The organism is [Phormidium] sp. LEGE 05292, assembly GCF_015207735.1.
GTDB lineage: Bacteria > Cyanobacteriota > Cyanobacteriia > Cyanobacteriales > Aerosakkonemataceae > Floridanema.
Genome location: NZ_JADEWG010000001.1, coordinates 170,136 through 194,560, shown reverse-complemented (window position 1 = coordinate 194,560; position 24,425 = coordinate 170,136). Strand labels below are relative to the sequence as shown.

Annotated in this window: 24 protein-coding genes, 2 tRNA genes and 1 CRISPR repeat array; of the genes, 15 read left to right on the top strand and 11 right to left on the bottom strand. The window is 42.2% G+C overall.

From position 1 onward, the window contains the following. Nucleotides 1-31: 31 nt before the first annotated feature. The 4 genes from IQ264_RS00810 to IQ264_RS00795 all read right to left on the bottom strand — a co-directional run bounded on the left by IQ264_RS00810 (nt 32) and on the right by IQ264_RS00795 (nt 3,337). Entirely contained in the window at nt 32-397 is a 366-nt protein-coding gene (locus IQ264_RS00810) for a response regulator (RefSeq protein ID WP_228061190.1), read from the bottom strand. Nucleotides 398-448: 51 nt separating this feature from the next. Next, nucleotides 449-2,290: a response regulator gene (locus tag IQ264_RS00805; RefSeq protein WP_193977610.1), complete on the bottom strand. Its 1,842-nt coding sequence runs from the start codon at nt 2,288-2,290 to the stop codon at nt 449-451. Nucleotides 2,291-2,856: 566 nt separating this feature from the next. After that, nucleotides 2,857-3,078, bottom strand: coding sequence for an HNH endonuclease (locus IQ264_RS00800; protein WP_228061189.1), 222 nt, complete (start codon nt 3,076-3,078; stop codon nt 2,857-2,859). Nucleotides 3,079-3,082: 4 nt separating this feature from the next. Beyond that, a complete protein-coding gene (locus IQ264_RS00795; RefSeq protein WP_193977608.1) occupies nt 3,083-3,337 on the bottom strand; it encodes a hypothetical protein in 255 nt (84 codons plus the stop codon). 353 nt (nt 3,338-3,690) lie between these two features. Here IQ264_RS00795 and IQ264_RS00790 point away from each other — a divergent pair, with 353 nt between their 5' ends. From IQ264_RS00790 to IQ264_RS00765, 6 genes are all read left to right on the top strand, one after another. After that, entirely contained in the window at nt 3,691-5,550 is a 1,860-nt protein-coding gene (locus IQ264_RS00790) for a Mu transposase C-terminal domain-containing protein (protein ID WP_193977606.1), read from the top strand. Nucleotides 5,551-5,554: 4 nt separating this feature from the next. Further along, nucleotides 5,555-6,403, top strand: a complete 849-nt coding sequence (locus tag IQ264_RS00785) for an AAA family ATPase (protein ID WP_193977604.1) — start codon at nt 5,555-5,557, stop codon at nt 6,401-6,403. 28 nt (nt 6,404-6,431) lie between these two features. Further along, a complete protein-coding gene (locus tag IQ264_RS00780) occupies nt 6,432-6,950 on the top strand; it encodes a TniQ family protein (RefSeq protein WP_193977603.1) in 519 nt (172 codons plus the stop codon). A gap of 427 nt (nt 6,951-7,377) precedes the next feature. Beyond that, entirely contained in the window at nt 7,378-8,082 is a 705-nt protein-coding gene (locus tag IQ264_RS00775) for a hypothetical protein (protein WP_193977601.1), read from the top strand. A 9-nt stretch (nt 8,083-8,091) separates the two neighbouring features. Continuing rightward, a tRNA-Arg gene (locus IQ264_RS00770) sits at nt 8,092-8,179 on the top strand. 258 nt (nt 8,180-8,437) lie between these two features. Beyond that, nucleotides 8,438-9,253, top strand: coding sequence for a KilA-N domain-containing protein (locus IQ264_RS00765; RefSeq protein WP_193977599.1), 816 nt, complete (start codon nt 8,438-8,440; stop codon nt 9,251-9,253). 204 nt (nt 9,254-9,457) lie between these two features. Here IQ264_RS00765 and IQ264_RS00760 read toward each other — a convergent pair whose 3' ends face one another. The 3 genes from IQ264_RS00760 to IQ264_RS00750 all read right to left on the bottom strand — a co-directional run bounded on the left by IQ264_RS00760 (nt 9,458) and on the right by IQ264_RS00750 (nt 10,975). Continuing rightward, nucleotides 9,458-10,264, bottom strand: a complete 807-nt coding sequence (locus tag IQ264_RS00760; protein WP_193977597.1) for a hypothetical protein — start codon at nt 10,262-10,264, stop codon at nt 9,458-9,460. Between the two features lie 10 nt (nt 10,265-10,274). Next, nucleotides 10,275-10,691 (bottom strand): hypothetical protein, encoded by a 417-nt coding sequence (locus tag IQ264_RS00755; protein ID WP_193977594.1) that lies wholly within the window; start codon nt 10,689-10,691, stop codon nt 10,275-10,277. 113 nt (nt 10,692-10,804) lie between these two features. Beyond that, on the bottom strand, nt 10,805-10,975 hold the full coding sequence (locus IQ264_RS00750; RefSeq protein ID WP_193977592.1) for a hypothetical protein: 171 nt from the start codon (nt 10,973-10,975) through the stop codon (nt 10,805-10,807). 111 nt (nt 10,976-11,086) lie between these two features. Here IQ264_RS00750 and IQ264_RS00745 point away from each other — a divergent pair, with 111 nt between their 5' ends. The 4 genes from IQ264_RS00745 to IQ264_RS00730 all read left to right on the top strand — a co-directional run bounded on the left by IQ264_RS00745 (nt 11,087) and on the right by IQ264_RS00730 (nt 16,092). Continuing rightward, nucleotides 11,087-11,611 (top strand): MerR family transcriptional regulator, encoded by a 525-nt coding sequence (locus IQ264_RS00745; protein WP_193977590.1) that lies wholly within the window; start codon nt 11,087-11,089, stop codon nt 11,609-11,611. Between the two features lie 200 nt (nt 11,612-11,811). After that, nucleotides 11,812-13,131, top strand: a complete 1,320-nt coding sequence (locus IQ264_RS00740; protein ID WP_193977589.1) for an N-6 DNA methylase — start codon at nt 11,812-11,814, stop codon at nt 13,129-13,131. A 20-nt stretch (nt 13,132-13,151) separates the two neighbouring features. After that, nucleotides 13,152-14,171, top strand: a complete 1,020-nt coding sequence (locus IQ264_RS00735; RefSeq protein WP_193977586.1) for a type I restriction endonuclease — start codon at nt 13,152-13,154, stop codon at nt 14,169-14,171. A 37-nt stretch (nt 14,172-14,208) separates the two neighbouring features. Continuing rightward, the gene (locus tag IQ264_RS00730) at nt 14,209-16,092 is read left to right on the top strand and encodes a type I restriction enzyme subunit R domain-containing protein (protein ID WP_322744567.1); all 1,884 of its coding nucleotides are present in this window, start codon (nt 14,209-14,211) and stop codon (nt 16,090-16,092) included. A 12-nt stretch (nt 16,093-16,104) separates the two neighbouring features. On the opposite strand, the gene IQ264_RS00725 is transcribed toward IQ264_RS00730, so the two are convergent. Further along, nucleotides 16,105-16,302 (bottom strand): hypothetical protein, encoded by a 198-nt coding sequence (locus tag IQ264_RS00725; RefSeq protein ID WP_193977584.1) that lies wholly within the window; start codon nt 16,300-16,302, stop codon nt 16,105-16,107. A gap of 141 nt (nt 16,303-16,443) precedes the next feature. Here IQ264_RS00725 and IQ264_RS00720 point away from each other — a divergent pair, with 141 nt between their 5' ends. From IQ264_RS00720 to cas12k, 4 genes are all read left to right on the top strand, one after another. Beyond that, on the top strand, nt 16,444-16,755 hold the full coding sequence (locus IQ264_RS00720; protein ID WP_228061188.1) for a hypothetical protein: 312 nt from the start codon (nt 16,444-16,446) through the stop codon (nt 16,753-16,755). Beyond that, the gene (locus IQ264_RS00715; RefSeq protein ID WP_193977582.1) at nt 16,748-17,023 is read left to right on the top strand and encodes a helix-turn-helix domain-containing protein; all 276 of its coding nucleotides are present in this window, start codon (nt 16,748-16,750) and stop codon (nt 17,021-17,023) included. The genes IQ264_RS00720 and IQ264_RS00715 overlap by 8 nt, the downstream gene beginning before the upstream one ends. A 100-nt stretch (nt 17,024-17,123) precedes the next feature. Then, nucleotides 17,124-18,938: a hypothetical protein gene (locus IQ264_RS00710; protein WP_193977580.1), complete on the top strand. Its 1,815-nt coding sequence runs from the start codon at nt 17,124-17,126 to the stop codon at nt 18,936-18,938. Then, complete coding sequence (gene cas12k / locus IQ264_RS00705; protein ID WP_193977578.1) at nt 18,898-20,811, top strand: type V CRISPR-associated protein Cas12k; 1,914 nt, start codon at nt 18,898-18,900, stop codon at nt 20,809-20,811. Before IQ264_RS00710 ends, cas12k begins: the two co-directional genes overlap by 41 nt. Before the next feature lie 473 nt (nt 20,812-21,284). Then, nucleotides 21,285-22,136: direct repeats of the CRISPR family, unit length 37 nt; unit sequence GTTTCAACTACCATCCCAACTAGGGGTGGGTTGAAAG. Nucleotides 22,137-22,459: 323 nt separating this feature from the next. On the opposite strand, the gene IQ264_RS00700 is transcribed toward cas12k, so the two are convergent. Next, nucleotides 22,460-22,546 (bottom strand) — tRNA-Ser (locus IQ264_RS00700). A gap of 30 nt (nt 22,547-22,576) precedes the next feature. Continuing rightward, nucleotides 22,577-23,518: a TIGR04168 family protein gene (locus IQ264_RS00695; RefSeq protein ID WP_193977576.1), complete on the bottom strand. Its 942-nt coding sequence runs from the start codon at nt 23,516-23,518 to the stop codon at nt 22,577-22,579. Nucleotides 23,519-23,699: 181 nt separating this feature from the next. On the opposite strand from IQ264_RS00695, the gene IQ264_RS00690 reads away from it, so the two are divergent. Further along, on the top strand, nt 23,700-23,993 hold the full coding sequence (locus IQ264_RS00690; RefSeq protein ID WP_193977574.1) for a hypothetical protein: 294 nt from the start codon (nt 23,700-23,702) through the stop codon (nt 23,991-23,993). Nucleotides 23,994-24,081: 88 nt separating this feature from the next. On the opposite strand, the gene IQ264_RS00685 is transcribed toward IQ264_RS00690, so the two are convergent. After that, nucleotides 24,082-24,279, bottom strand: a complete 198-nt coding sequence (locus tag IQ264_RS00685) for a hypothetical protein (RefSeq protein WP_193977572.1) — start codon at nt 24,277-24,279, stop codon at nt 24,082-24,084. Nucleotides 24,280-24,425 lie beyond the last annotated feature (146 nt).

The window sequence follows — 24,425 nt, the reverse complement described above, 5'->3', positions numbered from 1 at the left end:
GAAGAAAACTTGAAGTTTACAAAAGTTAAAATTACCAGCCTAAACTTTGAGACATCTGTTCAACTAATTTGATGATGTTGAAAGGTTTAACAATTACGCCAGCAACTTGCTTTAACTGCTGTCGATCGAGAGAAAGAGTCGTAGCGGTTAATAAAAACACAGGGATTTTCCGTGTTGTAGAATTTTCTTGTAACTTCTGCAACATCTCAATACCATTCATTTTTGGCATGGAAATATCGAGCAAAATTGCATCTAATGGTTCAGAGTTGGCAATGAGAAGTCCTTCTAAACCTGAACCTGCTAGCAATACTTGCCACCCTGCTAAATCTTCTAAACAAGTCTTAATGACTTCTTGAATTGCTCCGTCGTCGTCAACTACGAGAATTTTTTTACTCATAATTCAATATACAAGCTGTTGTTTAAGTCTGCAATTAACCATAATAGTTAATTAATTAGGGCTATGTTTGAGGCGGCGAATAATTCGCGTTGCTATTTCAGTTCCCACTACTGATTTGTTAATGTAATCATCTGCGCCAGCGGCAAAGGCTTTTTCAATTTGTTCGGTGCCAGTATGAGAGGAAACAAACAAAATTGGCAAATGATTCCATTGGGGATCGTTGCGAACTACTTGACACAATTCTACACCGTTGAAGTCAGGCATTTCTAGATCGAGGATGAGTAAATCAGGTGAGCAAGCGGTGAATATTTGCCAGAAATTTTGTGGATTTTCTAATGTTGTTACTTCTACACCCCAAGATTTTAATAGGTTAGAGAGATGGGCTAAGGCTACTCGATCGTCATCAACAATCATAATGCGATTTCTGGAAGTTTTTTGGTGTTGAGCAAGTACTTCGCTCACTACCTTAAGAATCTGATGAGCAGGTAATGGTTTGTGTAAAAACGCACTAGTTCCTAAGCGAGCAACGGCTATTCGATCGCTAAAACTTTCTCTTCCTGTTAAAGCGATCGCCGGAATGGAAGGAACGCGCCGATTTATTTCTTCTAGTAAGGTGACTCCATCTTCTCTAGCACTGGGAAAGTTCAAATCTAGGAGAATAATATCGGGTGGTTTTTGGGAAATTAATTTCCGGGCTACAGTTAAGTCTGTAGCAATTTCTACTCGAAATCCCCAAGCGATCGCTTCAATTCGCACCCGTTCAGCTAATACTAAATCATCATCCACAATTAAAATTAAAGCTGAGTAAGAATTCTCTGTGGATGGTACAGGAGAGGTAGATTTTGGTTGAACTTCTCTATATATTGCTGCGGCTAACTCAGAAATTTGCTTAACTTGTTCTGCCTCTAGTTGTAAAAAATCTAGTTGCAATAATTCTTCTAATTCCTTAGCTAATTTTGATCCTTCCATAAAACCAAAAATACCCAAAGAACCTGCTAATTTGTGCGCTTCTTGTTGGGCTTGTTGTTGTAATTGAGCGGTCAAATTCCCTGCTGTTAAAGCAGCTGCGGCTTCTCCTAGTACGGCAATTTGTGCTAACATTTTTCCTTGAAACTTTTCCCAGACTTTAGAAGTAGCTGCTTCTACTCGCTGACGATATTCAGCATCAGTTTTGACTTCAGGAAGTTGGAAATTAACAGAAGTGGCTGTTTCTGGTTGATAAGAAGGGACTCGCAGCCGATAACCTAAACCATGAACTGTTTCAATTATATCTCTTGCCCCTGCTGCTTTAAGTTTTTGGCGCAAACATTTCACATGGGTACTCACAGTTTCTTCTCCTGGCGCTTCCGCAAAATCCCACAACCGATCTAAAATAGCTCGACGACTAAAAATTTGCTTGGGATTTAATAGAAATAGTTCCAACAAGCAATATTCTTTCGGAGTCAGGTGTAATAATGTTTCTCCACATTTAACTTCGTTGTTAACCGAGTCAAAGCAGACATTTTCCCAAGTAATTACCGAAGAAGAAACTGCTTTTCCTCGCCGCAGCAAAGCGCGAATTCTGGCCATTAATTCTTTGTAATCAAAGGGTTTTACGACATAATCATCAGCTCCAGCATCTAAGCCCATAACGCGATCGTTACTGCTATCTTTTGCTGTTAAAAGTAAGATTGGGTTATGATAACCTTTAGCACGGAGTTGCTTACAAACACTGATTCCATCGAGTTTAGGAATTACAATATCTAGCAAAATTAAATCATATTCGTATTCTAAAGCTAACTCCTGAGCTTCTAATCCATCCGCAGCCACGTTAACTGTATAATGATGATTGGAGAGGGTTTCAGCTAGGGCTGAACTTGTCAAAGAGTCGTCTTCTACTAATAAAATTTTCATTAAATTTTCTTCCTCGAAGGAGGGTGCGATTTGCTAATTCAGAATCTAGTAACGCTGCACGGAATACCAAATCAAAAATTAAAAAAATCTAAAAAATAAGCTATTCAACGATTTTTAATGGTTAGTTTCCGTTGCGGTACTAGTTATTTATTTATTAAGCTTTTAGCCATCAGACAATAGCTTAGTAAATAGCTCACCCCTCTGGACGGCCTGCTTAAGCTGACTGCTGAGTATTGGCTACTTTTATTGTCGCTGGTTTTTTAGTAGCTACTGTTACAAAAAAGAATTAATTTAGAATTGCTGCAACCCTTAAGATTTATATGAGTTTGGGAGTTGCAGCAAGTGACAATACAAAAGAAAATCTAAAATTTTGCGAAACGATGCGATATGGATGAGTTAATTATAATTAATTCATCCATGTCGGCATTTTACTTATTTTTCGATAATTTTTTCAATAGTCTGTTGACGAGAGTTTGATAGTTTAATAAATCGGGGCATTAGGCGATCGACTTTAGCTACAATATATTTTTGTTCGATTGTTATTTCAACATTATCACCAATGACAATTAATTTTCTGGTGAGCAATCAGTTAGACGGCTGCGAATTCGGTAAACTGACGTAAACGGGGTGGATGAAAAGCTAGGACCACCATGTTTTACACTAATAATGTGATCGACTTGGCAACCTAAGAAAGTATCTTCTTCAGCAATTAGGCAATATTCACAGAGGTAATCTGCACGTTTAGCAACTAGTTGTCGCAAGTTTTGCGGAATAGATGGACGAGTCATTAATTTATTGCTTGGTAACATACTGTCGTGCGCGTGCTTTGGCAAGACGCATGATATGTTCTAATTGCAGATAGAGGTCAAGTTCCGCTTTTTCTTCTGAGGAAATACCTTCATTTTTTTCGCGGTAAATCAGGTTTTCCACTCGTGCTTTAACTGTTTCTGAGGGTTGAAAGGTAATGACGCGATCGGGACTTGTCCCCGCCGCAATAAAATCAACTATTTCCTCGTAAGCTTTGGTTGCAGGTGCAGGTATTGTCATCACTGAGTTTGCCTATTTGCACACAGTTTAATTAGCTATAACAAACAATAATATTGTCATCAATGACAAACAAATTGTCATTGTACAAATGTACGTTCGCAGATTAAATGTCGCTGTTCGCAGATTAGCACTTTTTGTCTAAATTACTGAACCTGTTACTATATGAGCATTATAGCTCTTTTATCTCAAACAATAACTTTGTAACTGTTTCGCAGATTAAATGTCGCATTATCAGATTCGCAGATTGTTTGTCGTTAATTTATAAACAAGTGTTAACTTAAACCTTAGCAAATTGTTTGTCGTAAACTAAAAAAACATAGTACAATTTTACTATTGTCTACCGTTTAATCACGATGCCTGACAATTTATCCGATGATTATATTGATATTGTCGGACAAGCATCAGAATTTGTAATGCTGTCCGATCGTACTCTCTCCACTAATTTAGAACATATATTGTTGGAAACAGCAGAGCAGCCGAAGCTGAAATTTAAGCTAATTCAGTGGGTTGCTGATTCACCCACTCCCAAAATTCGTAGTCAAAGAAAGAAAGAAGTAGCTGATACTTTAGGCATCTCTGTTCGTCAAGTAGAGAGGCTTTTAGAAAAATACTCTCAGGGAGAACTACACGAAAATAGTGGAGCAACACGGTCAGATAAAGGAAAACATAGAATCGATCCTTATTGGCAAGACTATATTAAAAATACCTGGATTAAAGGGAACAAGGATTGTCAAATGTCCCCGATCAATGTTTATCGGGAAGTGAAAAGACACGCAGTTATCGATCTAAAGCTCTCGGATGGTGAATATCCTCATCAAGCAACTGTGTATCGTGTACTAGAACCCATAATCAAACAGAGGAACAGAAAGAAGACAGTCCGTAATCCTGGTTCAGGTTCTTACCTAGTTGTGGAGACCCGTAATGGTCAGTTTTTGAAAGCAGAGTACAGCAACCAAATTTTACAGTGTGACCACACTAAGCTAGACGTAATTGTTGTGGATAAGGACGGTGATAATTTAGGTCGCCCCTGGTTAACCCTTGTCGTAGATACTTACTCTAGTTGTATCAACGGGTTTTTCTTGGGGATGAAGCAACCAAGTTCGGAAGAGGTTGCCTTAGCTTTACGTCACGCGATTCTTCCCAAGCACTATCCACCTGAGTATGAGTTAACCAAGAACTGGGAAGTTTATGGCCCTCCTTTGCAGTACTTCTTTACGGATGGAGGAAAAGACTTTCGCTCCAAACATTTAAAGCTGATTGGTCAAAAGTTAGGGTTTACTTGCGAGTTGCGTGCTCGCCCATCCCAAGGCGGAATAGTCGAGCGTGTCTTTAAAACCATCAATACTGAAGTTCTTCAAATGCTTCCCGGTTACACAGGCTCAAATGTTAAGGAGCGTCCAGAGAATGCAGAGAATATTGCCTGCCTAACGTTGAAAGACTTGGAAAAGATTCTAGTGGGATTTTTCTGTGTTACCTATAATCACGGAAATTACCCTAAGGAAAAAGGTGTCACTCGGTTCGACCGTTGGTTAAGAGGAATGGGAGGAAATTTACCTACACCAATTGATGAATCAGAATTGGATATTTGTCTGAGGAAAGAAGACTGTCGTTTGGTTCACACACATGGTTCTGTATACTTTGAGAACCTGATTTACAGAGGAGATGCTCTCAGACCTTATGTTGGGCAACAAGTAACTCTAAGATATGACCCAGATAATATCCTAAATCTTCGCGTCTATAGTTATGAATCTGATGACAGGATGGGTAAATTCTTAGGCATTGTTAAACCAATTAACTTGGAATATCAAGATTTAACTCTGGATGAACTAAAACGAATTAATACCAAGTTAAATAAAGGTTCTAAAAAGATTGATAATTACTCAATCTTAATAGAACAAGTGCGAAGAAATAGCTTAATAGAAGAATGTAAGCAAACCAAAAAAGAACGTGCTAGGAAAGAACACAAACGTGCCCGTCAGTCCTCAAATAAGAATAATAACTCTAATGTAATTGACCTGAATCAGCGAAAGGATCTGACTATTACAGCGACAACAGAACAAATGGAGTTATTACCTGAACGTCTTATGAAGTTGCAGGTAGAGGCTATTACTTCTGAGCCAAATATGGATGAATCTCCAGCACAGAAAGTGGAGGTTGAACTACAGGAACGTCATCGTTTAATTATTAACAATCGAAATAAGAAACCTTGGTAACGTTATGGCAAACGCACCTCTGGCTAAAAAAGTGTCTGTTGGAGTTTTAACACCTCAACAAGACTTGAAAGCTAAACTAGCAAAAGTAATTGAAATTGAGGAGTTTATAGAAACTTCTTTTATTCCTACCGATCGCGCCCAAGAGTATTTCTGCTGGTTAGATGAGTTACGCTTACTTAAGCAGTGTGGTCGTGTAATCGGCCCAAAGGGTGTGGGAAAAAGCCGAGCATCAAAGCAATATTATGAAGAGGATAGAAAGCGGATTTCTTATGTCAAAGTTTGGACATCATTTAGTTCCAAGCGTCTCTTTAGTTCCATCCTTCAAGATATCAAACACGCCGCAGTAATGGGTAGGAAAGAAGACCTCCGTCCAAGGCTTGCAGGTAGTCTGGAGACATTTGGTATTGAATTAGTCATTATTGATAATGCCGATCAACTCCAAAAAGAAGCACTGTTTGACTTGAAGAATCTGTTTGATGAATCTAATGTACCAATTGTGTTGATCGGTAGCAGGGAACTTGACATCCTACTTGACGATGTAGATTTAATAAGTAATTTTCCTACACTTTACGAATTTGAACGTCTCTCTGAAGAAGATTTTAAGAAAACCCTCCGAGCCATTGAAGTGGACATTTTAGCTCTAGATGAACCATCAAACTTAGCTGAAGGCAATATATTTGAAATTCTGGCTAGCAATACTGGGGGAAAAATTGGCCCTTTACTTCAGATTTTGCCAAAAGCAGTTCTACATTCTCTCAATCGCGGCTTCAACCGAATTGATGTAAAAGTGTTAGACGAAATTGCACGTCGTTATGGGAAAAAGTACTTACCTATAGAGGCAAAGTCTGAATAACACTTATTGGGAGTTTTCAAGAGTTTATATGAGTCAACTAGATGAAGTAGCATCAAGGCTAGCATTTGTTGAACCCTATGAGGGTGAGAGTATCAGTCATTATCTAGGACGCTTGCGACGATTCAAGGCTAATAGTCTCCCTTCCGCATACTCTTTGGGGACACTTGTCGGTATTCCAGCAGTAATTGCCAGATGGGAAAAGTTATATTTTAATCCTTTCCCAAGAGAAGAGGAATTGGCAGCACTAAGCAAGCTTATTAACGTTGATGTTGGCAGTTTATATAAGATGCTGCCGCCCAAGGGTGTTGGGATGTGGCGTTGGTCTATACGTTTGTGTGGGGCTTGTTATGCAGAGGCTCCCTGCCATCAAATGGAGTGGCAGTTCAAGACAACGGCAGGGTGCGATCGCCACCAATTGCGTTTACTCTCTAAGTGTCCTAACTGTGACAAAAAGTTTGATATCCCTGCTTTGTGGGAGGAAGGGGTTTGCCAACGGTGCCGTATGGAGTTCAAGGAGATGGCGAGGTACCAGAAGCCGATTGTTTAGTGATGCGATCGGTATCTAGATGGGATACTTCATCAAAGCCCAAGGATACGATCAGTCTCATGGGATGGGTCTGATCTTGGTGATCTTTTATCTCTCGGTACTTAATGTCGCTAGTGCACCTGACCCAGATGGCTTCTGTCACAGACCCATTGCTCTTCCAGCCATAGTACTTGTGATTAAGAAGCTCACTCTGCTGCCTTAGTAAGTTATCAACCTCTTGGAAGCCTTTTTTAGACTAAGCCATTAGATTTAAAATAACCTTTTAAGTGATTTCATTTACTCAAGAGGGCTATATGTAGTGCCTTTATTCTTAAATCATTTATTAAATTACTATCAACAGTGTTTTAGGTGAGTATATTTAACTTCAGAGTTTGAAGATGTTCAGTAAAATCCTTCCATTTAAAAGAGATTGAGTTATGATGTCTTTATGACTACGAATTCTGAGCCGATCTATTGGTTAAGGAAGAAGCTTGCCGAAACTAAGAAGCAGGTTGAAGAATATGAAGCCGAGGCATTACGACTAGAAGCCGAGGCAGTTAAACTTCGTGTTTTAGCTAAGAATATAGAGGGAACCATAAAAGGTTTAACCGAAGAAGATGGAGATTTACCCAAGCTTAACCAGGAGGTAAAGGACTCATATTTGAATGGTAGTTTCCAATCTGTAACTCCGGTCTCATCTGTCAAAGATGAAGATATAGCTGAAGACACAACACAGCGTCACTCTGATGTAACCACTCTAAATCCTCGCACCCCTAAAGAAATGCGTCGTCCTGAGTTCAGAGATAAAAGTTATATTGAGGCTGCACTTGAAGTCTTATCCTTGGAACCTAATCTGAATCTTTCTCAATTGGTTCAACGTGTCTTCGACTTTCAGACCGAGGAAGAGTTTTTAAAAGCCAAGAGCTCATTTGCTACTGAAATTAGGAGGGGTGTAGAGGAGGGAAAAATCATGATAGATCCCTTAACAAAGAAGAAGAAACAGAAACGCTACTGTTTACCCATTCAAGAACAAGATAAAGAACAAAGCACAGAATCTGAAACCAATAGATTCTCTGCAATTGATTTCCATCCAGACCTCTTTAACACAGACTGCAACGGGGATCGGGTTTCCTACGCCCAATCCCCGTTGTAGTTAAAGCTTGGAAGTGTGGCGGAACTGGTAAACGCATCCGACTCCTAATCGGTCAAACCTTGCCCGGGTTTTGTGGGTTCGAGTCCCACCACTTCCACAACATTACTCTTTGGAGGTTTTGAACTAAATGTTTAAGAGTTCGGGGATTTAGTTCCCATTACCCTTAATTACCTACTCGCAAAGCGGTAGACCAAATGCACAAAAACCTTACCCCAGTCATCCTAATTACTGCGGTAAAAACTTTGTATGCTTTTCTGTCTTCTATTGTAAGGCATTGTAGGCATATAAGCAACCTTTTGGCATACCGCTGATTTGAAATTATGTCAACCAGAATTTGAAACAAAAGGAGACTATAATGCCTAAATTACCTAACAAGCAATTAAATTATAAAGGGGCTATGATCGGTCTTCAAGATGATGGCTTGGTTAGCTTAACGGATATGTGGAAAGCATCTGATAAACCAGCTAACAAAACCCCCCGTGATTGGATACGCTTAAGCCAAACCCAAGAATTACTTCAGCACCTTGCAACCCAAGTGGGCACGGTGCCCACTTGGGTTGAACGAAAAATGGGTAAGCGTCCTGAAGCACAACGCTTAATTGCCCAAGTTCCAGAAGTTCTTATTGTCATTACTGGGGGTAACAAAGCTGGTACTTATGCTATTCCTGAACTAGCTATTGACTATGCCCAAATACTCTCACCCGAATTTCATCAGTGGGCATTGACTGTTCTTAAAGAACGAATAGAGGAAGAAGCAGATCCAGAGTTAGGTATTAAGCGTAGTCGTCAAAGAGCTATCCGAAGTTGGCAGAAACAAGGTAAATCGTCAGAATATATTACTGCCCGTCTTGAATCTGTACCTAAGGAAGACTATTACGAATCTGTATTATCTCAGCATGGTGTTCAAAGTCGTCAGGATTATGGCTTCTGCAAGTATCAGGTCTACAAACCAATTATTGGAGATACCAAACAGTTCCGAGCTTCTAGGGGTCTAAAGAAGAAGCAGAACTGCAAAGATGGCATGAATATTGAGGAGTTGGCTACGACTGACTTTGCTAAAGTTCTCAGTGCTAAACGAATTTGTTCTCTTAATCCTAGTGACGCTAAACGCTGTGCCAGTATATCTTATGCAGCAGCTAAACAGGTTGCCAATCTGTTGAATGAATGTTGAATAAGCTAGGACTTAAAATGATCAAAGGTGGATACTATCCACCTTTTCTTTCTATTTATTCAGAGCTAAGGCTTAACTAAGTGATGAGCGTTTTGTTAGCCCACGAAACCAAGTTGAGGGAATAGGCAAAAAGTATTTATAGAGGTATGTAGAGAAAAGTAATGTTTATAAGGGTTTCAGACAAGTGCTATGTGAATTGAAATCCTAATTCACATAATTACTCCGATGATAAAATAGAAAACGATTCATAGTGCGATCCAAGAGAGTACGGGGGGCATCAACGGGGAGACTCAAGGTAGAAGCGACCTTACGTGCCAGGTGTATATGTGTAAAGGGATATAGTTGGTACTTGAGAATGAGGATAAAGCCGCCTGCTTTAGATACTTCATGAATCCAGTTCTTTGGTGCCATTCGGACGACAAACACTGGTCTAATACCAAGAGACTTACATAGGTTTATCTTAATATTGAGTTCTTCTTGTTCCATGTAGCCAAGGGTATTCTTAACCTCAACGCCGTACCTGACGCTATCCCGCTCAAAGATGAAGTCCATATCATGCTCGGTTTGTGTCCAAATAAGCTCCCCTAGTTGGCGCAGTCCTCTACCAAGCAGAACAAAATGATTCCGAGCAAACCCTTCCAGCACCATCAGTTCGCCGTGATAACCGAGAGCGGCAGTCATATTAGGGTTTGAGTACTCCTCTACAAGCTTGACTACTTCAGTTGCAGAACGTTTGTAATACCTATAGCCACGCTTCCACAAAAGCTTGATACTCCCACCAGTGCTTAGCTCGCGTGTCTCTGTTTGTAATTCATTTAACTCAATCAAATTACAAATGGCACGGTTTGTGACCCAGTGGAAGTATTTATCCTCAAATCGAACCGCTACTTGCCGGGAAAAGAAAACTGCCTCCTTATTAGCAAGGAAAAACTGCCTCAATTCTTCCTCTGCTTTCTCTTGAGCAGGATCGGGGGGCCGCTCCTCTTCATCGTAGTCATCCTTTTCCCACATAGATATAAGGTTATGTTTTAGTAGCTACACTTCTACAGACAGGGCAACGCCATATAGGGCCAACGTCAGTAACTCTGATCAATTTCTTATCATTGTCATAACAACCTGTACAGTAAGGACCGTCGCCGTCTTCTTTGTAATAGCCACCCTTTTTAACAGTCAGCTTAATTTCTTCTTTGCCGTTTGCTAATCTCTGCTCAAGTTCTGTAATCCTAGTTTTGAGTGTAGCGTTCTCTTCCTTATAATTAGAGACCTGTTCTTTTGCATCTAGAAGTGCGTCTTTTGCCTCTAAAAGTTGTTCTCTAAGGCTAAGAATCCCTTCTCGCAGTTCTAGGTTTTGAGATTTGACTGCCAAATCACCAAGCTTTTTAATCGCATCGATACCTGCTGACACGCCCATGACGGCTTTTGCAATATCTGTTGACATTAAGTTAATTCCTTTACTTAGTGTTATCGCAATCCAGCATTTTGCTACCCCAATATCCACCCTAAGACGATCTAAAAGAAGGTCTTAGGGTAACAAGGCAAGGTAGTATGTAATTAACGCCAGTGTTTAGTTGGGTCAACTAACTTAAAACCGTAACCAGAAGGAACGGGTGGAAAAGGTTCCCCCTTAACAACCGTAACTTCACGACCAATACTATATCCTTGCAGATTAACAACGGCGTATTGGCCGCTTGTAGGTACGATTTGACCTGGACGGTAGATCATGGGAATATTCCCTCTTAGAAACTACTAGAGCATGAGAAAGTTTAGCGGCTTGGCTCATGCTCCTCCCGTATCCTAACAAATGTATTCAGTTTTGTGTTTTGAATACTTTTTATGTCTGTGATCGATCGGTTCAGTAGAAAAGAGATAATGGAACTGACTGGGGCGACCTCCAATCAGTTACAATCTCTTGAGCGTGCTGGATTGGTCGTGCCAGAGAGAATATGGAATGGGAAGAAGAAACCTGAAGTCTATTACACTTGGGAACAGCTTTTAGATATCAAAGCTATTCGAGACCTACGGGAGAATACCTCCCTCCAGATGATCCGCAGAGTCTTAGAATACTTTGACAAGTGCAATATAGATGGGAGTTTAAGAGACAAAAGGATTGTCGTGGCAGGTGATGAGGTCTTTTGGATAAAAGAAGATTGGTCGGATTTAGGCTGTCAAATCTCTGCATTAAAGGTGGGAGACAAGCGTGGTAAAGGTATTGGTCAATATACACTGCTTGTCTTACCTGCATTTCAAGAAGTAGTAGACGATATATGGGATGCTGCTGAGAACTCTACAGTAATTGACTTTGGAGAGTTTAGAAATAAAGCTAAAGCTGAACGTAGCAGGAACCCCAAAGCTGCTTAGTCTCAAAGAGCAGTAGAGTGTTGCCATTAAAAGATTCATTCAACTAAAGCCACCCCACGAGGAGGATGACGAGCCATAAAATGCCAGAATTGTATTGTATTCCAAGCGGCTTGGATTCCTACTGGTTATGATCGCACTTTGTTACGTTCCAGTAGAAACTATCACCTCGCTTGTTGGGGCTGTTGTCAGAGAGCTAGTGAATGAATAACTTTGGTGAGAAGGCTAATTTCATCTTTGGTATCGCGAATTTGATTCGGGATACGTTCAATCGCGGTAAGTACCGGGATGTAATTTTGCCATTTACGGTGCTGCGGCGGATTGATTACGTACTAGAACAGACTAAAAAGCAAGTACTGGAAGAGTACCAACAATTAAAGGATTCGTTGCCAGAGGATGCTTTGGACGATATGCTCAGGGACATATCGGGATACGCCTTTTACAATACTTCAAAATATACATTTGAATCGTTATTAGAAGACCCAGATAACTTAGCGGCTAATCTCAAGGATTATATTAATGGCTTTAGTAAAAATATGCGAGATGTTCTGGAGAAGTTTGATTTTCGGAACACGATTAAACGGTTAGATGAATCGGGATTGCTTTTCCTGGTCATGGAGCGGTTTAAGAGTAATGAAATTGACTTGCATCCTGACCGTGTTTCTAACCAGGAAATGGGGGACATTTTCCAGGAGTTGATTCGGAAGTTTAATGAGGCACTCAATGAGAATCCAGGGGAACACTTCACGCCGCCAGATGTAGTTCGGTTGATGGTAAGTCTGTTGATGTGTCTGGATGAGCAAGCGCTAACTCAAGAGTATATTGAGCTGACGGTTTATGACCCCTGCTGCGGTACGGGCGGGATGCTGATTTCTGCGAAAAAGTGGATTGAAGCGATGAACCCCACTGCTACGGTGCGATTGTTTGGACAGGAGGTGAACCCAGAAACTTATGCAGTCTGCAAGTCTGATTTGTATATCCTCAGTGCTGACGGTAGGGATGCCGAACAGATTATGTTTGGCACTACGCTGGCAAACCCTCAGCACCAGGGAAGCTTTGACTATATGTTGGCGAATCCTCCTTATGGCAAAAAATGGGAAGGGGATAAGAAAGCAGTGGAAGCTGAGAAGAAGGCTGGGGGGCGTTTTGATGCGGGATTACCTCGGATTAGTGACGGGCATGGAACTGGAAGCTTACGAATGAGGCTAAAACGCGATGTAGCTTATCCCCAGTTCTTGAATTGGATACTGTCTACCAGTGGAGTTCGTGACTGGCTATTGCTTGAATCTGTAGGTGCAACTATGGATAACTTGAACACTACGATTCTTGCCAGAGTTCCTCTGTCTGTTCCTCCATTTGATGAGCAAGTAGCGATCGCATCTTACCTCGACCGCGAAACCGCCAAGATAGATGCCCTCATCGCCAAAATCCGCGAAGGTATAGAAAAGCTAAAAGAATACCGAACCGCGTTAATCTCTGCTGCTGTCACGGGAAAAATAGATGTATCCGAACTATCAGATTAAACCTGTAATCCAAAATCTCTATGACTCCCTTAGAAAAAGACTTAGAAGCCATCATCGAACAAAGCCTGATAAATAGAGGTTACGAGAAACGCACTCAAACCTACGATGACGAGAAACGCACTCAAACCTACGATACAGCCCGTTGCCTAATCCCTAAAGACGTAATCCAGTTTATCCAGAGAACCCAGGCAGAAATATGGGAACAACTCAAACAACATCATGGCGACGCTACAGAAACCAAATTCCTCAACTATTTAGCCAGCGAAATTACCAGCCGAGGCACCCTGGATGTCCTGCGAAACGGTATTAAAACCTATGGCTGTACCTTCAAACTCGTTTACTTTCAACCTAACAGCAGCCGCAACCCAGAACTACAAACCCTGTACGAGCAAAATAGCTTTACCATACTGCGCCAATTCCACTACAGCAAAAAGACTCCAAACCATAGCTTAGACTGGGGAATATTCTTAAACGGTATACCCATTTTTACTGCCGAATTGAAAAATAACTTCACCTGGCAAGACATTCAAGATGCTAAAGAGGAATATTGCAAACAACGGGATTCTACAGAACCTCTCTTTACCTTAGGTCGCTGTCTATGCCACTTTGCCATTGCCCCAGACGAAGTGGAAATAACTACTCACTTACAGGACAGTAAAACTAAGTTTTTACCCTTTAATAAAGGCCATAAACAAGGTAAAGGCAATCCTCCCCATCCTACAAGCTGTCGTACTGCTTACCTGTGGGAAGAAATTTGGCAACCTGACAGTGTTCTTAACCTCATTAAAAACTTCATCCAGTTAACCCCCGAAAAGCGCCTGATTTTCCCCCGCTACCATCAACTTGACGCAGTACGGAAACTCCTAGCCGATGCCCTAGCTAAAGGTGTAGGACAACGCTACCTGATTCAGCACAGTGCTGGTAGCGGCAAAAGTAACACCATTGCTTGGCTTTCTCATCAACTCAAGAATCTCTTTGACCCCAATGACCAAAGGGTTTTTAACTCCATTATTGTAATTCAGCGATCGCAACATCGTTAACAAACAACTCCAAGACAATATTCAGCAATTTGAACAGGTGCGCGGTACAGTCGCCACTCCCCCAACTGGTGCAGAACTCAAACAAGCCCTCCAAGACGGCAAACAGGTGATTGTTTGTAGCTTGTTTTTATTTCCTCAAGTGCTGCGGCTAACCAGCCAAATGCTAAACAAACGCTTTGCCGTCCTCATCGACGAAGCGCACTCCTCCCAAGGCGGCAAAACCACCAGAAGTATGAATGCCGTCTTAGCCGATGTCGAGGAAGATGACGAAGACTTTATCGTGAGGGAAACCAAGAAACGCGGCAGGCTTAACAACCTCAGTTATTTTGCCTTCACCGCCACCCCTAAGGATACAACTCTAGAACTATTCGGCGAACCTCAACCGGAGGGGAATTATAACCCTTTCCATTTATACTCAATGCGCCAAGCTATTGAAGAAGGCTTTATCCTCGATGTGCTGCAAAACTATACCACCTATGAGCAGTACTATCGTCTGCTACAAGCGACCACCGAAGACCCACATTGCACTACTGGACAACTTGCCCGTGCTCTTCACAAATTCGTCAATCTCAAGGAAGAGGCGATTAGAGAGAAAGTTGAAGTTATAGTAGAGCATTTTTGCGATCGCGTTCAACAGCGTATCAACGGTAAAGCCAAAGCGATGATCGTTACCAGTTCCCGCCCTCAAGCAGTACGCTACAAACAAGTGGTAGACGCTTACATTCAGGAGAAAGGATACACTTTCAAGACCCTAGTTGCTTTCTCCCAAACGGTAACTCTCAACGGAATCAAATACACTGAATACAGCATGAATACTGCCAGTGCTGGAGAAAACATCCACGACATAGCCGAAGCCTTTAGAAAGGATGAGTACCGCATTCTCATTGTCGCTGACAAATTCCAAACAGGCTTCGACCAACCCCTACTGCACACCATGTATGTGGATAAACCGCTCAAAGACATCAAAGCCGTGCAAACCCTTAGCCGCCTCAACCGTTGCCATTCCGGCAAGAACGAGACAATGGTGCTGGATTTTATCAATGACTGGCAGACTATCAAAAATGCCTTTCAACGCTACTACACCGCCACCTCTCTTAGCCAAGGTACAGACCCCGACCGCCTCTACAACCTGGAACGAAAGCTTAAACAGTTTGGATTTTATGATACGTCAGAACTTGAAAATGTTACCAATATTTACTTTAGAAATCCCCAAGCCGTAGACCAATTAGAAGCTGCAATTTCTCCTGTAGTTGAACGCTTTGACGAAGCAGAAGAAGACGACCAAAACCGCTTTAGAGAGCTTCTCACCGAATATGTTCGCCTCTATCTCTATCTATCTCAAATTGTTAAATTTACTGATGTAGATTTAGAAAAACTCTACAGCTTAGGTCACTTACTCCTAACAAAGATACAACCATCTCACCAAGAATCTCCCTTTACGCTTCCCCAAGGAATAGAATTAGAAGCCTATCGAATTCAACAAACCTTTAGCGGTACCATAAAACTGGATAACATCGCACAAACGTTACTGCAAGCCCCTGAAATCAAAGGTTATGGTACTCCAACAGTTAAGGTAGAGGTTCCTCTTTCCCAAGTTATTCAAGAGTTTAACAATCGCTACGGCGTTAATTTAACTGATGCCGATAAAGTCTGCGTTGAGACAGTAACAAAAAGATTATCTCAAGATGTACAGCTAAAGCAAAAGGTACAAGTCAACGCTGAAAAAGCCCAAACAACCTTCTATGAAACAGCGCAGAAGCAAATAATAGCTTTATTCAGGGAAAATAGTCCTAACTTTCAAGACTTTTATCCCAAAATTAAGATAAATAAAGACTTTGAAACTGCTCTATTCAGGTGGATGTTCGAGCTATATATCGACAAGCTAAAAGAGGAAAATCAGGGAGAGGCAGAAGATGCCTAGCTAGAAGGCGGACTATTTACCAAAAGTGTCATCCCTACGTGATAAGGTATCCTCTTCATCTTCCTGCTCGTTTATCCAATCAGTAATTAGCTCCACCAAGACCTCGCTCATCGACTTATCTTGGGCGGCGCATAACGACTTAAACTTCAGCTTCAACTCTTTGGGGACATAGCCGTTGAGTTCAGCCATCCCTGGATCTTTCTTACTCATGTTCCGATTTTCCCATGAGCGTTTTACTAGTTTCGCGTATTCGCGTATACGCGAATTCGAGTATTCGTGCTAAACTAATATAAAACAACGCCACAAAAGTCGAAGCATTTCCCAATTAGTAATAACCATTGAGGAGTTTTAATGCCTGACGTGCCACCTCAGATTCCTCCGGTAGCCCTGCCAGAAGTTATCCCAGAAACCTTACCACCCCAAAGATTCCAGCTTGGTGAATCAGTACGTTGGTTCCAAGTCCCCAATGGAGACTTTGGTCGTGTCATCGGGGTCATCTACACCGAAGAAGCAAGCTGCCAAGTCACTGGACTGCACTACTTAGTATTACTTGACGAACAAAGCCCCTCTCGCTCCCTAACCAGCTATGACTTTGCCTTTGAAGATGACCTGCAAAGCTTACCCAACTTACAACCAGGTCATACCAGAGGGAACAATGTCTGAACGGCAGAAACGCCAACAAGTACTGGAACTGCTACAGCAGATGTTAATGTCACCCCAAGACTTCAGCTATCGCTGGGACATAGGTTATGAGGAACTGGCTGCCATCTGCGGCATCTCCAAATCAACCACTTACCACTGGTTAGCAGGACAAGCCAGCCGACGCACCGCAGGCAGACCCTACCAAAGAATACTGGCAATGACTGATTTTCTCCTCTCCAATGCCGAGCGAATTCACCCCTTACTAGAACGCTGGCACATCGGGGAGTAAGGAAGTCAAGGGTTCCCCTTTTGCAGATTGACAAAACTTCCTTGACTCTAAGAAGTATCAAGAACTAGGTTGCAATTATAGGCCGTAACAAAACTATTGAATGTTATCTATTTCTAGCTTTGATTTCACCAAAGAACCCTTGTTCAACTTCCTCTGCGATATCAAGCGAGGGATAGTCCAACAAGCCGAACCTAAGAACAGTCAGTGTTGGGATGATGAATATGTAAAACAGTTGTTAGCGATGGTGTCTCTTGGCTACCCCATCAAAGAGATCAAGTTAATTGAACAGAGGAACCTAAATGTTGAGATCAAACCCAGACTCATCGACGGTGTTTGCCTACCAAAGGCACCCCAACCAGAGCTATTAATTCTTGAGGGTCAGGAAAGTTTAACAGTTTTGTTTATGGCACTTTTATCCAAACAACCAGTATGCCTTAAACAAGGTAATAGTCAAAGAATTACCCAAAAGTGGTATTACATTGACATGGCTAAGGCTCTAGATTTTCCCACTATTGATCGAGCCGATAGCATCATTAGCCTAAACTCAGAAAGAACACTATCTTGTCAATGGCAATACTTAATAGATTGTTCCACCCCTGAACAGGAGTATAAATCTGGCCTTTTCCCAATTAATCAAGTATTTAACTTTAGCCAATGGCGGAGTAAATACTCTAAATACTGGAACTATAAGCCATGCAAACGGGAACTAATAGAGCAGTTTGAAGTATCAATTATTAATAAGTTTGAACATTGTTTACTTCCCATTGTCATTGCCAAAAGTGAGCCACCTAAAGAAGCAGTATGCCAAATTATTGAGCCTTCTAAGGAGCCTAATTACTTCGATAGAATGACAGCCACCTATGCTGTTAATGGCTTTTCTCTAAAAGAAGATTGGGAGATTAAGGAGAAGCATTTCCAGTCTGTAAAAGTGCTGCGTCTCTTAAAGAATAGTGATTTCCTCCAAGCTGTTACCTTAGTCGCTACTTATACCCACAGAATGGAAGCGATTAATCGAGGCTACAGTTGTGACCAACTTCCCGCAGTTGGCTGTACAAGGCAACAGCTAATGCGTCTGAGCTTATCAGAGTACAAGGCTTGGGCTGAGCCAGTTAGTCGTGGGTATGAGGAAGCTGCTAAGTTTCTGTATTCCCTAGCCATATTTGATGCAAGTGAACTACCTTACCACAATCAGCTTGTAGCTTTAGCAGCTATCCTCACAGTATTAGGAGAACGCCTGAAGGATGAGTTAGTAAGAACTCAACTTAAGCAGTGGTATTACTGTGCTGTTTTTGGTGAAGTATATACAGGTTGGCCTGAAAGAAAAGCTGCCAAAGATATGCTAGAAGTTTCCCAATGGCTCAATGGTGGATCTCTTCCTTCCAGCATCAAAGATACTACTTTAACAGCGAGACGTTTACGTAAACTATCTAATCATGATGCGGCAGCTTACCGGGGAATATCAACACTACTTAAATGCTATGGGGCGACCGATTTTAGCTGTGGTCAACCTATAATTAATCTTAGATTCTTTGAGGAAGAAATACAGAATCATCATATCTTTCCTCAAGCGTGGTGCTATCAGCAAGGTATTTGTCGGGAACGCTATAACAGTATTATTAACAAGACACCAATTACAGCTAATACCAACAGGCTATTAGGTGGAAAAGCCCCTTCAGATTATCTAAAACAACTAGAATCATCTGGCATTTCTCAGGGAAGGTTGAATCAAATCTTACGTACACATTTAATAGAGCCAAGACTTCTAAGAACCAACGACTTTGATGCTTTCTTTAGTGCTAGAACCTATGCCTTACTTGAGTTAATCGGTAAAGCAATGGGTAAGCATTTAACTGATGAATTAAGTAAGAATAATTATGAGTTTAATTACAATACAGTGTCGCTTAGTTGCCAGTGAATCTACCCGCCAGAAACTATGGAAGTTGATGGTTCAAAGGAATACGCCATTAATTAATGAACTACTAGAACAAGTCGCTCGTCATCCTGATTTCGAGACTTGGAGACAAAAGGGTAAACTCCCTGCTGATAAGGATTTTGATGTTGTTAGCCAGCTATGCAAATCTCTCAAAACTGACCCTCGCTTTACAGGTCAACCTGGCCGTTTCTATAGCTCAGCTATTTCCGTAGTGAAATACATCTACAAATCTTGGTTGGCTATTCAAAAGCAACTACAGCATAAGCTAGATGGGAAAAGAAGCTGGTTAGAAATGCTCAAAAGCGATGCCCAATTGGTAGAAGCTAGTGGTTACACTTTGGATGCCCTTCGGACTAAGGCGGCTGAAATATTAGCTGAGGTTATCCTCCAATTGGAGTCAGGAAAGGAAAAACAGGGTAACAGCAAGGCTGCCGCTCCCAACCGTAACTTATCTAAGCTCTTGTTTGAGGCGTATCGGAATACAGACGATATCCTACGGCAGTGTGCCATCTGTTATCTCATCAAGAACGGCTGTAAAGTTAACGATACAGAGGAAGACCCAGAGAAGTTCGTCCTCCGTCGCCGTAAGGTCGAGGTTGAAATTGAACGACTTAGCGAAAAGTTAGCCAGTCGAGTTCCAAAGGGCCGAGAATTAACCAATACTCGATGGTTAGAGACATTAGATCTCGCAACTACTACCGTCCCCCAAGACAATCATGAGGCCAAGGGTTGGCAGGATATCCTATTAACCAAATTCAGTTGTCTGCCTTTTCCAGTACTCTTAGGTGGCGAAGATTTACGTTGGTCAAAGAACCAGGAAGGTCGGCTCTGTGTTGAGTTTACTGGTTTAACAGAGCTAATCTTTGAAGTGTATTGCGATCGCCGTCAGTTACCCTGGTTTCAACGCTTCTGGGAAGACCAAGAGACTAAACGTGAGAGTAAAGGCCAGCATTCAACCGCCTTGTTTGCTTTAAGGAGTGGTCGCTTAGCTTGGCAAGAAGGGGAAGGGAAAGGGGAGCCTTGGCAAGTCCATCGCTTAGCCCTTCACTGCACAATTGATACTCGCCTATGGACTAAGGAAGGAACTGAACAAGTACGCTCCCAGAAAGCTGCTCAGATTACTAGTTACCTCACTAAGAAGAAGAAAGAGGACAATTTAAATAAGAACCAGCAAGTATCTAATAGGACTAAGGCTAAGCAAACCAGTCTTAAGCGAATGGATACCCCTTTTAATCGCCCTAGCCAGCCCATTTACGAAGGTAGATCTCACATCCTGGTGGGAGTGAGCTTAGGGTTAGACAAACCCGCCACAGTAGCGGTAGTGGATGTGATCGCACAAACAGTCCTCACTTATCGTAGTGTCCGTCAGCTACTTGGGGAGAATTATCCACTGCTAAACCGTCAGCGTCTTGAGCAACAAGATGGGGCTCACCAACGCCATAAAGCTCAAAAACGCTCTGCACCCAATGACTTTGGGGCTTCTGAGTTGGGGCAGTACATAGATCGATTATTGGCTAAAGAGATTGTGGCGATCGCAATCAGCTTCCAAGCTGGCAGTATCGTCTTACCCGACCTTAAGGATATGCGGGAGATTATCCAATCTGAACTAGAAACCCGTGCTCAGCAAAAACATCCCGGCCTTGTGGAAGTTCAGAAACTGTATGCCAAACAGTACCGGATTAATATCCACCAGTGGAGCTATAACAGATTAATTGAAAGCATCCAGGCTCAGGCAGCAAAGGCTGGCATCTCCATTGAGGTGGGGATGCAAACACGCCTTGGTACTGTAAGTGTCCAAGAGAAGGCTAGAGAATTAGCCTTCTCAGCTTATCAGTCTCGTGTAAGCAAAGCTTGAAATAAAGCTAAATCCTGGCAAATATCTGAACCTTGACAGTAAAATAGTTAATAGCGCCGCAGTTCATGCTTTTTAGCCTCTGAGCTGTGAAAAGTATGGGTTAGTTTGGCTGTCGGAAGACAGTCTTGCTTTCTGACCCTGGTAGCTGCTCACCCTGATGCTGCTGTCTGTCTTTTGACAAACAGGATAGGTGCGCTCCCAGCAAATTGGGTGCAGATATGCTGCTGTAGTGGCTACTGAATCACCCCCGACCAAGGGGGAATCTACCCTCAATTTTCCTTATTTCGTGAACCGAAGCGGGGGTCAAATCCCCAGGAGGTTTACGAAAACCTCGAACCCCTTATGGGTTAAGGATTACAGTCTTTTTGCGGGATGGTTGCTTCTCTGTTTAAGGCAGAGGTAGCACAACAAATTTAGAGGTTCACGAAAATCGCCTCTAAAAGCTAGTTCAGGTAACTGTTTTAGCTGCCGTTGTTTCAACTACCATCCCAACTAGGGGTGGGTTGAAAGATGACATCTTTGAAATTACCCCAACAGTGCGTTATATTGTTTCAACTACCATCCCAACTAGGGGTGGGTTGAAAGTCGACGACCTCTGCATCAGTAGCTATGAAAATTTCGGTTTCAACTACCATCCCAACTAGGGGTGGGTTGAAAGAAGAGTAGGCGGCTCAGTTATGTCGTAAGGCGGTCTCGTTTCAACTACCATCCCAACTAGGGGTGGGTTGAAAGGAATCTATTTACTCAGTCAAGGCGGATTCTTGGCTGGGTTTCAACTACCATCCCAACTAGGGGTGGGTTGAAAGCTAAACCTATTAGGCAATAGATACAGATCAATGTTTCAACTACCATCCCAACTAGGGGTGGGTTGAAAGCTGCACTAGTTAAAGAAGTTTCTGAAGATATATGGGAGGTTTCAACTACCATCCCAACTAGGGGTGGGTTGAAAGTCCGATAATTTCATAATAAAGCCTGGAGCATAAAATTTAAGTTTCAACTACCATCCCAACTAGGGGTGGGTTGAAAGAGCAGTTTTGGAGAATCGTTCTGCTATATAGTTTTCGTTTCAACTACCATCCCAACTAGGGGTGGGTTGAAAGAGTACAGTAAGGCTCATTTTGGTTTATAGGGGGGCCAAAGTTTCAACTACCATCCCAACTAGGGGTGGGTTGAAAGCTTTTCCTTTTCTAGCTTACCTCTGTGCTCCCTGAAGTTTCAACTACCATCCCAACTAGGGGTGGGTTGAAAGCCATTAATACCAACACTCAAATTACTAAACAAACCAGTTGTTTCAACTACCATCCCAACTAGGGGTGGGTTGAAAGTGCAATTCCTCTCTTTCCTACGCTCTACCCACTCTAGTTTCAACTACCATCCCAACTAGGGGTGTTGGAACTATAACAATCGCAGAGGATAAATATAATAATAAGTAGTTGGTAGATTGAAAGACCGTGGGTTCAAATCCATCCTCATTAACTTGTACGACATTAACGTGCGAATAGATAGGAGGTGTCAATTAGCGACATGAATTTGCGAATTGTGTTAAGAAAGTTAACAAGTCTGCTAATCCCGACACTAATCTGCGAACAGCGACATTTAATCTGCGAACGTACAAAAATCTTTATCCCAATAGCTCTAAAAAACTCAACGGAGAGGGTGGGATTTGAACCCACGGTGACATTGCTGCCACACTTGATTTCAAGTCAAGCGCAATCGACCACTCTGCCACCTCTCCAGGCACATTTGTTTATCTTATCAGGAATAATTACAAATGACTACAGGCAGTTTGAGTTTCCGTTGGCGAAAGTTGATAGAGAATTTGCTCGGAAATCACGCTATAGTCTTTGTCTACCCAGACTAAGGATGCTTGAGTCACAACACCAGCTTGCAATGTCACCAAGGAGAAGTTGCGCTGAGTGTGACTACCTTTGTGAATAATTCTGGGCACACTCGCAGAGTTTAAATAGACTGTACCATCGTCACTGGTGGAAATCTGTGTGCGTAAGCGGTCTTTGCGGTGGCGGAGGTGATGGTGCATGTGTCCAAAAGTTACCAGGGGAATGGATTTTCCCATTTTTTTGGTTTGGTCGATCGCACTTGCCAAATCCGAATCCCCAAAATCTCCCCCCAAAGGTTCCCAGTCTTTCCCGCAAGGGTCTTCCGCTCGATCGCCTAATCCCACAGGGCCATTATGACCGAGAAAAATAATCGTATCATAAGCAGCATTGTTAACTGCTGCCATAATTCGCTTAGTAGACTCAGCAAAACCAGTCACACCATAGCGTTCGATGTAAAAATCGGCATTTCGCCAAATCTCGCCACCCCAACTAAAAGGACGACTGCCAACCACAGTTAAGTTAAACTCTGGAAAATCGAGATTACTATATCCAACATGAGTTTCTCCCAGTAAATCTAGCTGATCCTGAACCCAATCTTCTTTTGTGCGATCGTAAGGACAACGCTGGCGACCCCAGTCCGTAGCAGTGTACCACGCATCATGATTGCCCAAAATTACCGCTTTCGGGATGTCGAGAGATGCGATCGCCTCTACCACTCCTACCGACTCATTGCCAAAATCCCCGACAAATAGCACCAAGTCCACATCCAAGCGGTGTAAAGCTTCTCCATCCGCCGCTTCCCATTGGTCGTGAACATCTCCGACCACTGCAATTTTAATTAGTTGATTTTGATTCCCCAAAATGTCCATGCCTGACTTTATTCTTTTATCTTTTCTTAGGATAGGCAAGCAAGGACTATTTTGGCAGCTTACTCCAGAGCGATCGCCAAATCAATAAATATTTCCACCATTACTACAGCCTGTCTTTTGACAAGCCAAGTAAAACTGCTTAAAGTATTGCCGAATCAAAGCTCTCAGCAGCAGGTTTGTCATGAAAAAGAAATGGTTGTCTGTAGGGACTGTGGCTCATGGTACTGTAGCCATAGGTATATCCGCACATGGAATTGTGGCGATCGGCGTTTCGACTCATGGAATTGTGTCGATCGGTATAATTTCAATGGGGATTTTCTCAGCAGGTTTAGTGTCTATGGGGTTACTAAGTACCGGACTGGTAACAATGGGATTAGCAAGTTTTGGCACACACGCAATGGGATTAGTGCGCCACTCCCCCCCAGCACAAGAATCACCCCAACCCATGCCAAACACCCATCAGCATAATCATTAGACATCTCCAGAAATTAAAGGTGCGTTACTTGAAACCCTTGTAGAGACGTTGTATACAACGTCTCTACAATCTTTTTTGGAAATGTCTATTAAATAAAAGATTTTCTGGGAGCATCCCACATTAGTAAAAATATCTGTAGGGGCGAAGCATACCCTTCGGGAACTGCTACGCAGAACGGGCGACAATTTATTGTACAAAACCCAAGATTTTCTTCCCGAATGCTGATGCCTACAGCACGCACTCGCGTTCGCCCTGCCAGGGTCTGTACAAATATCCTTTGGTTCATTTTGTCAACCTCTTTTACTAGACTGGCGCTCTAGGCGCTAATAGCAGAAGTTTATGTAATTCTTACTGATACTCTCTACCCCTATTTTTAGTAAAATCAACTATAATTAATGGACAGTAACAATCTTGTCTTCTTACTTTAATTAG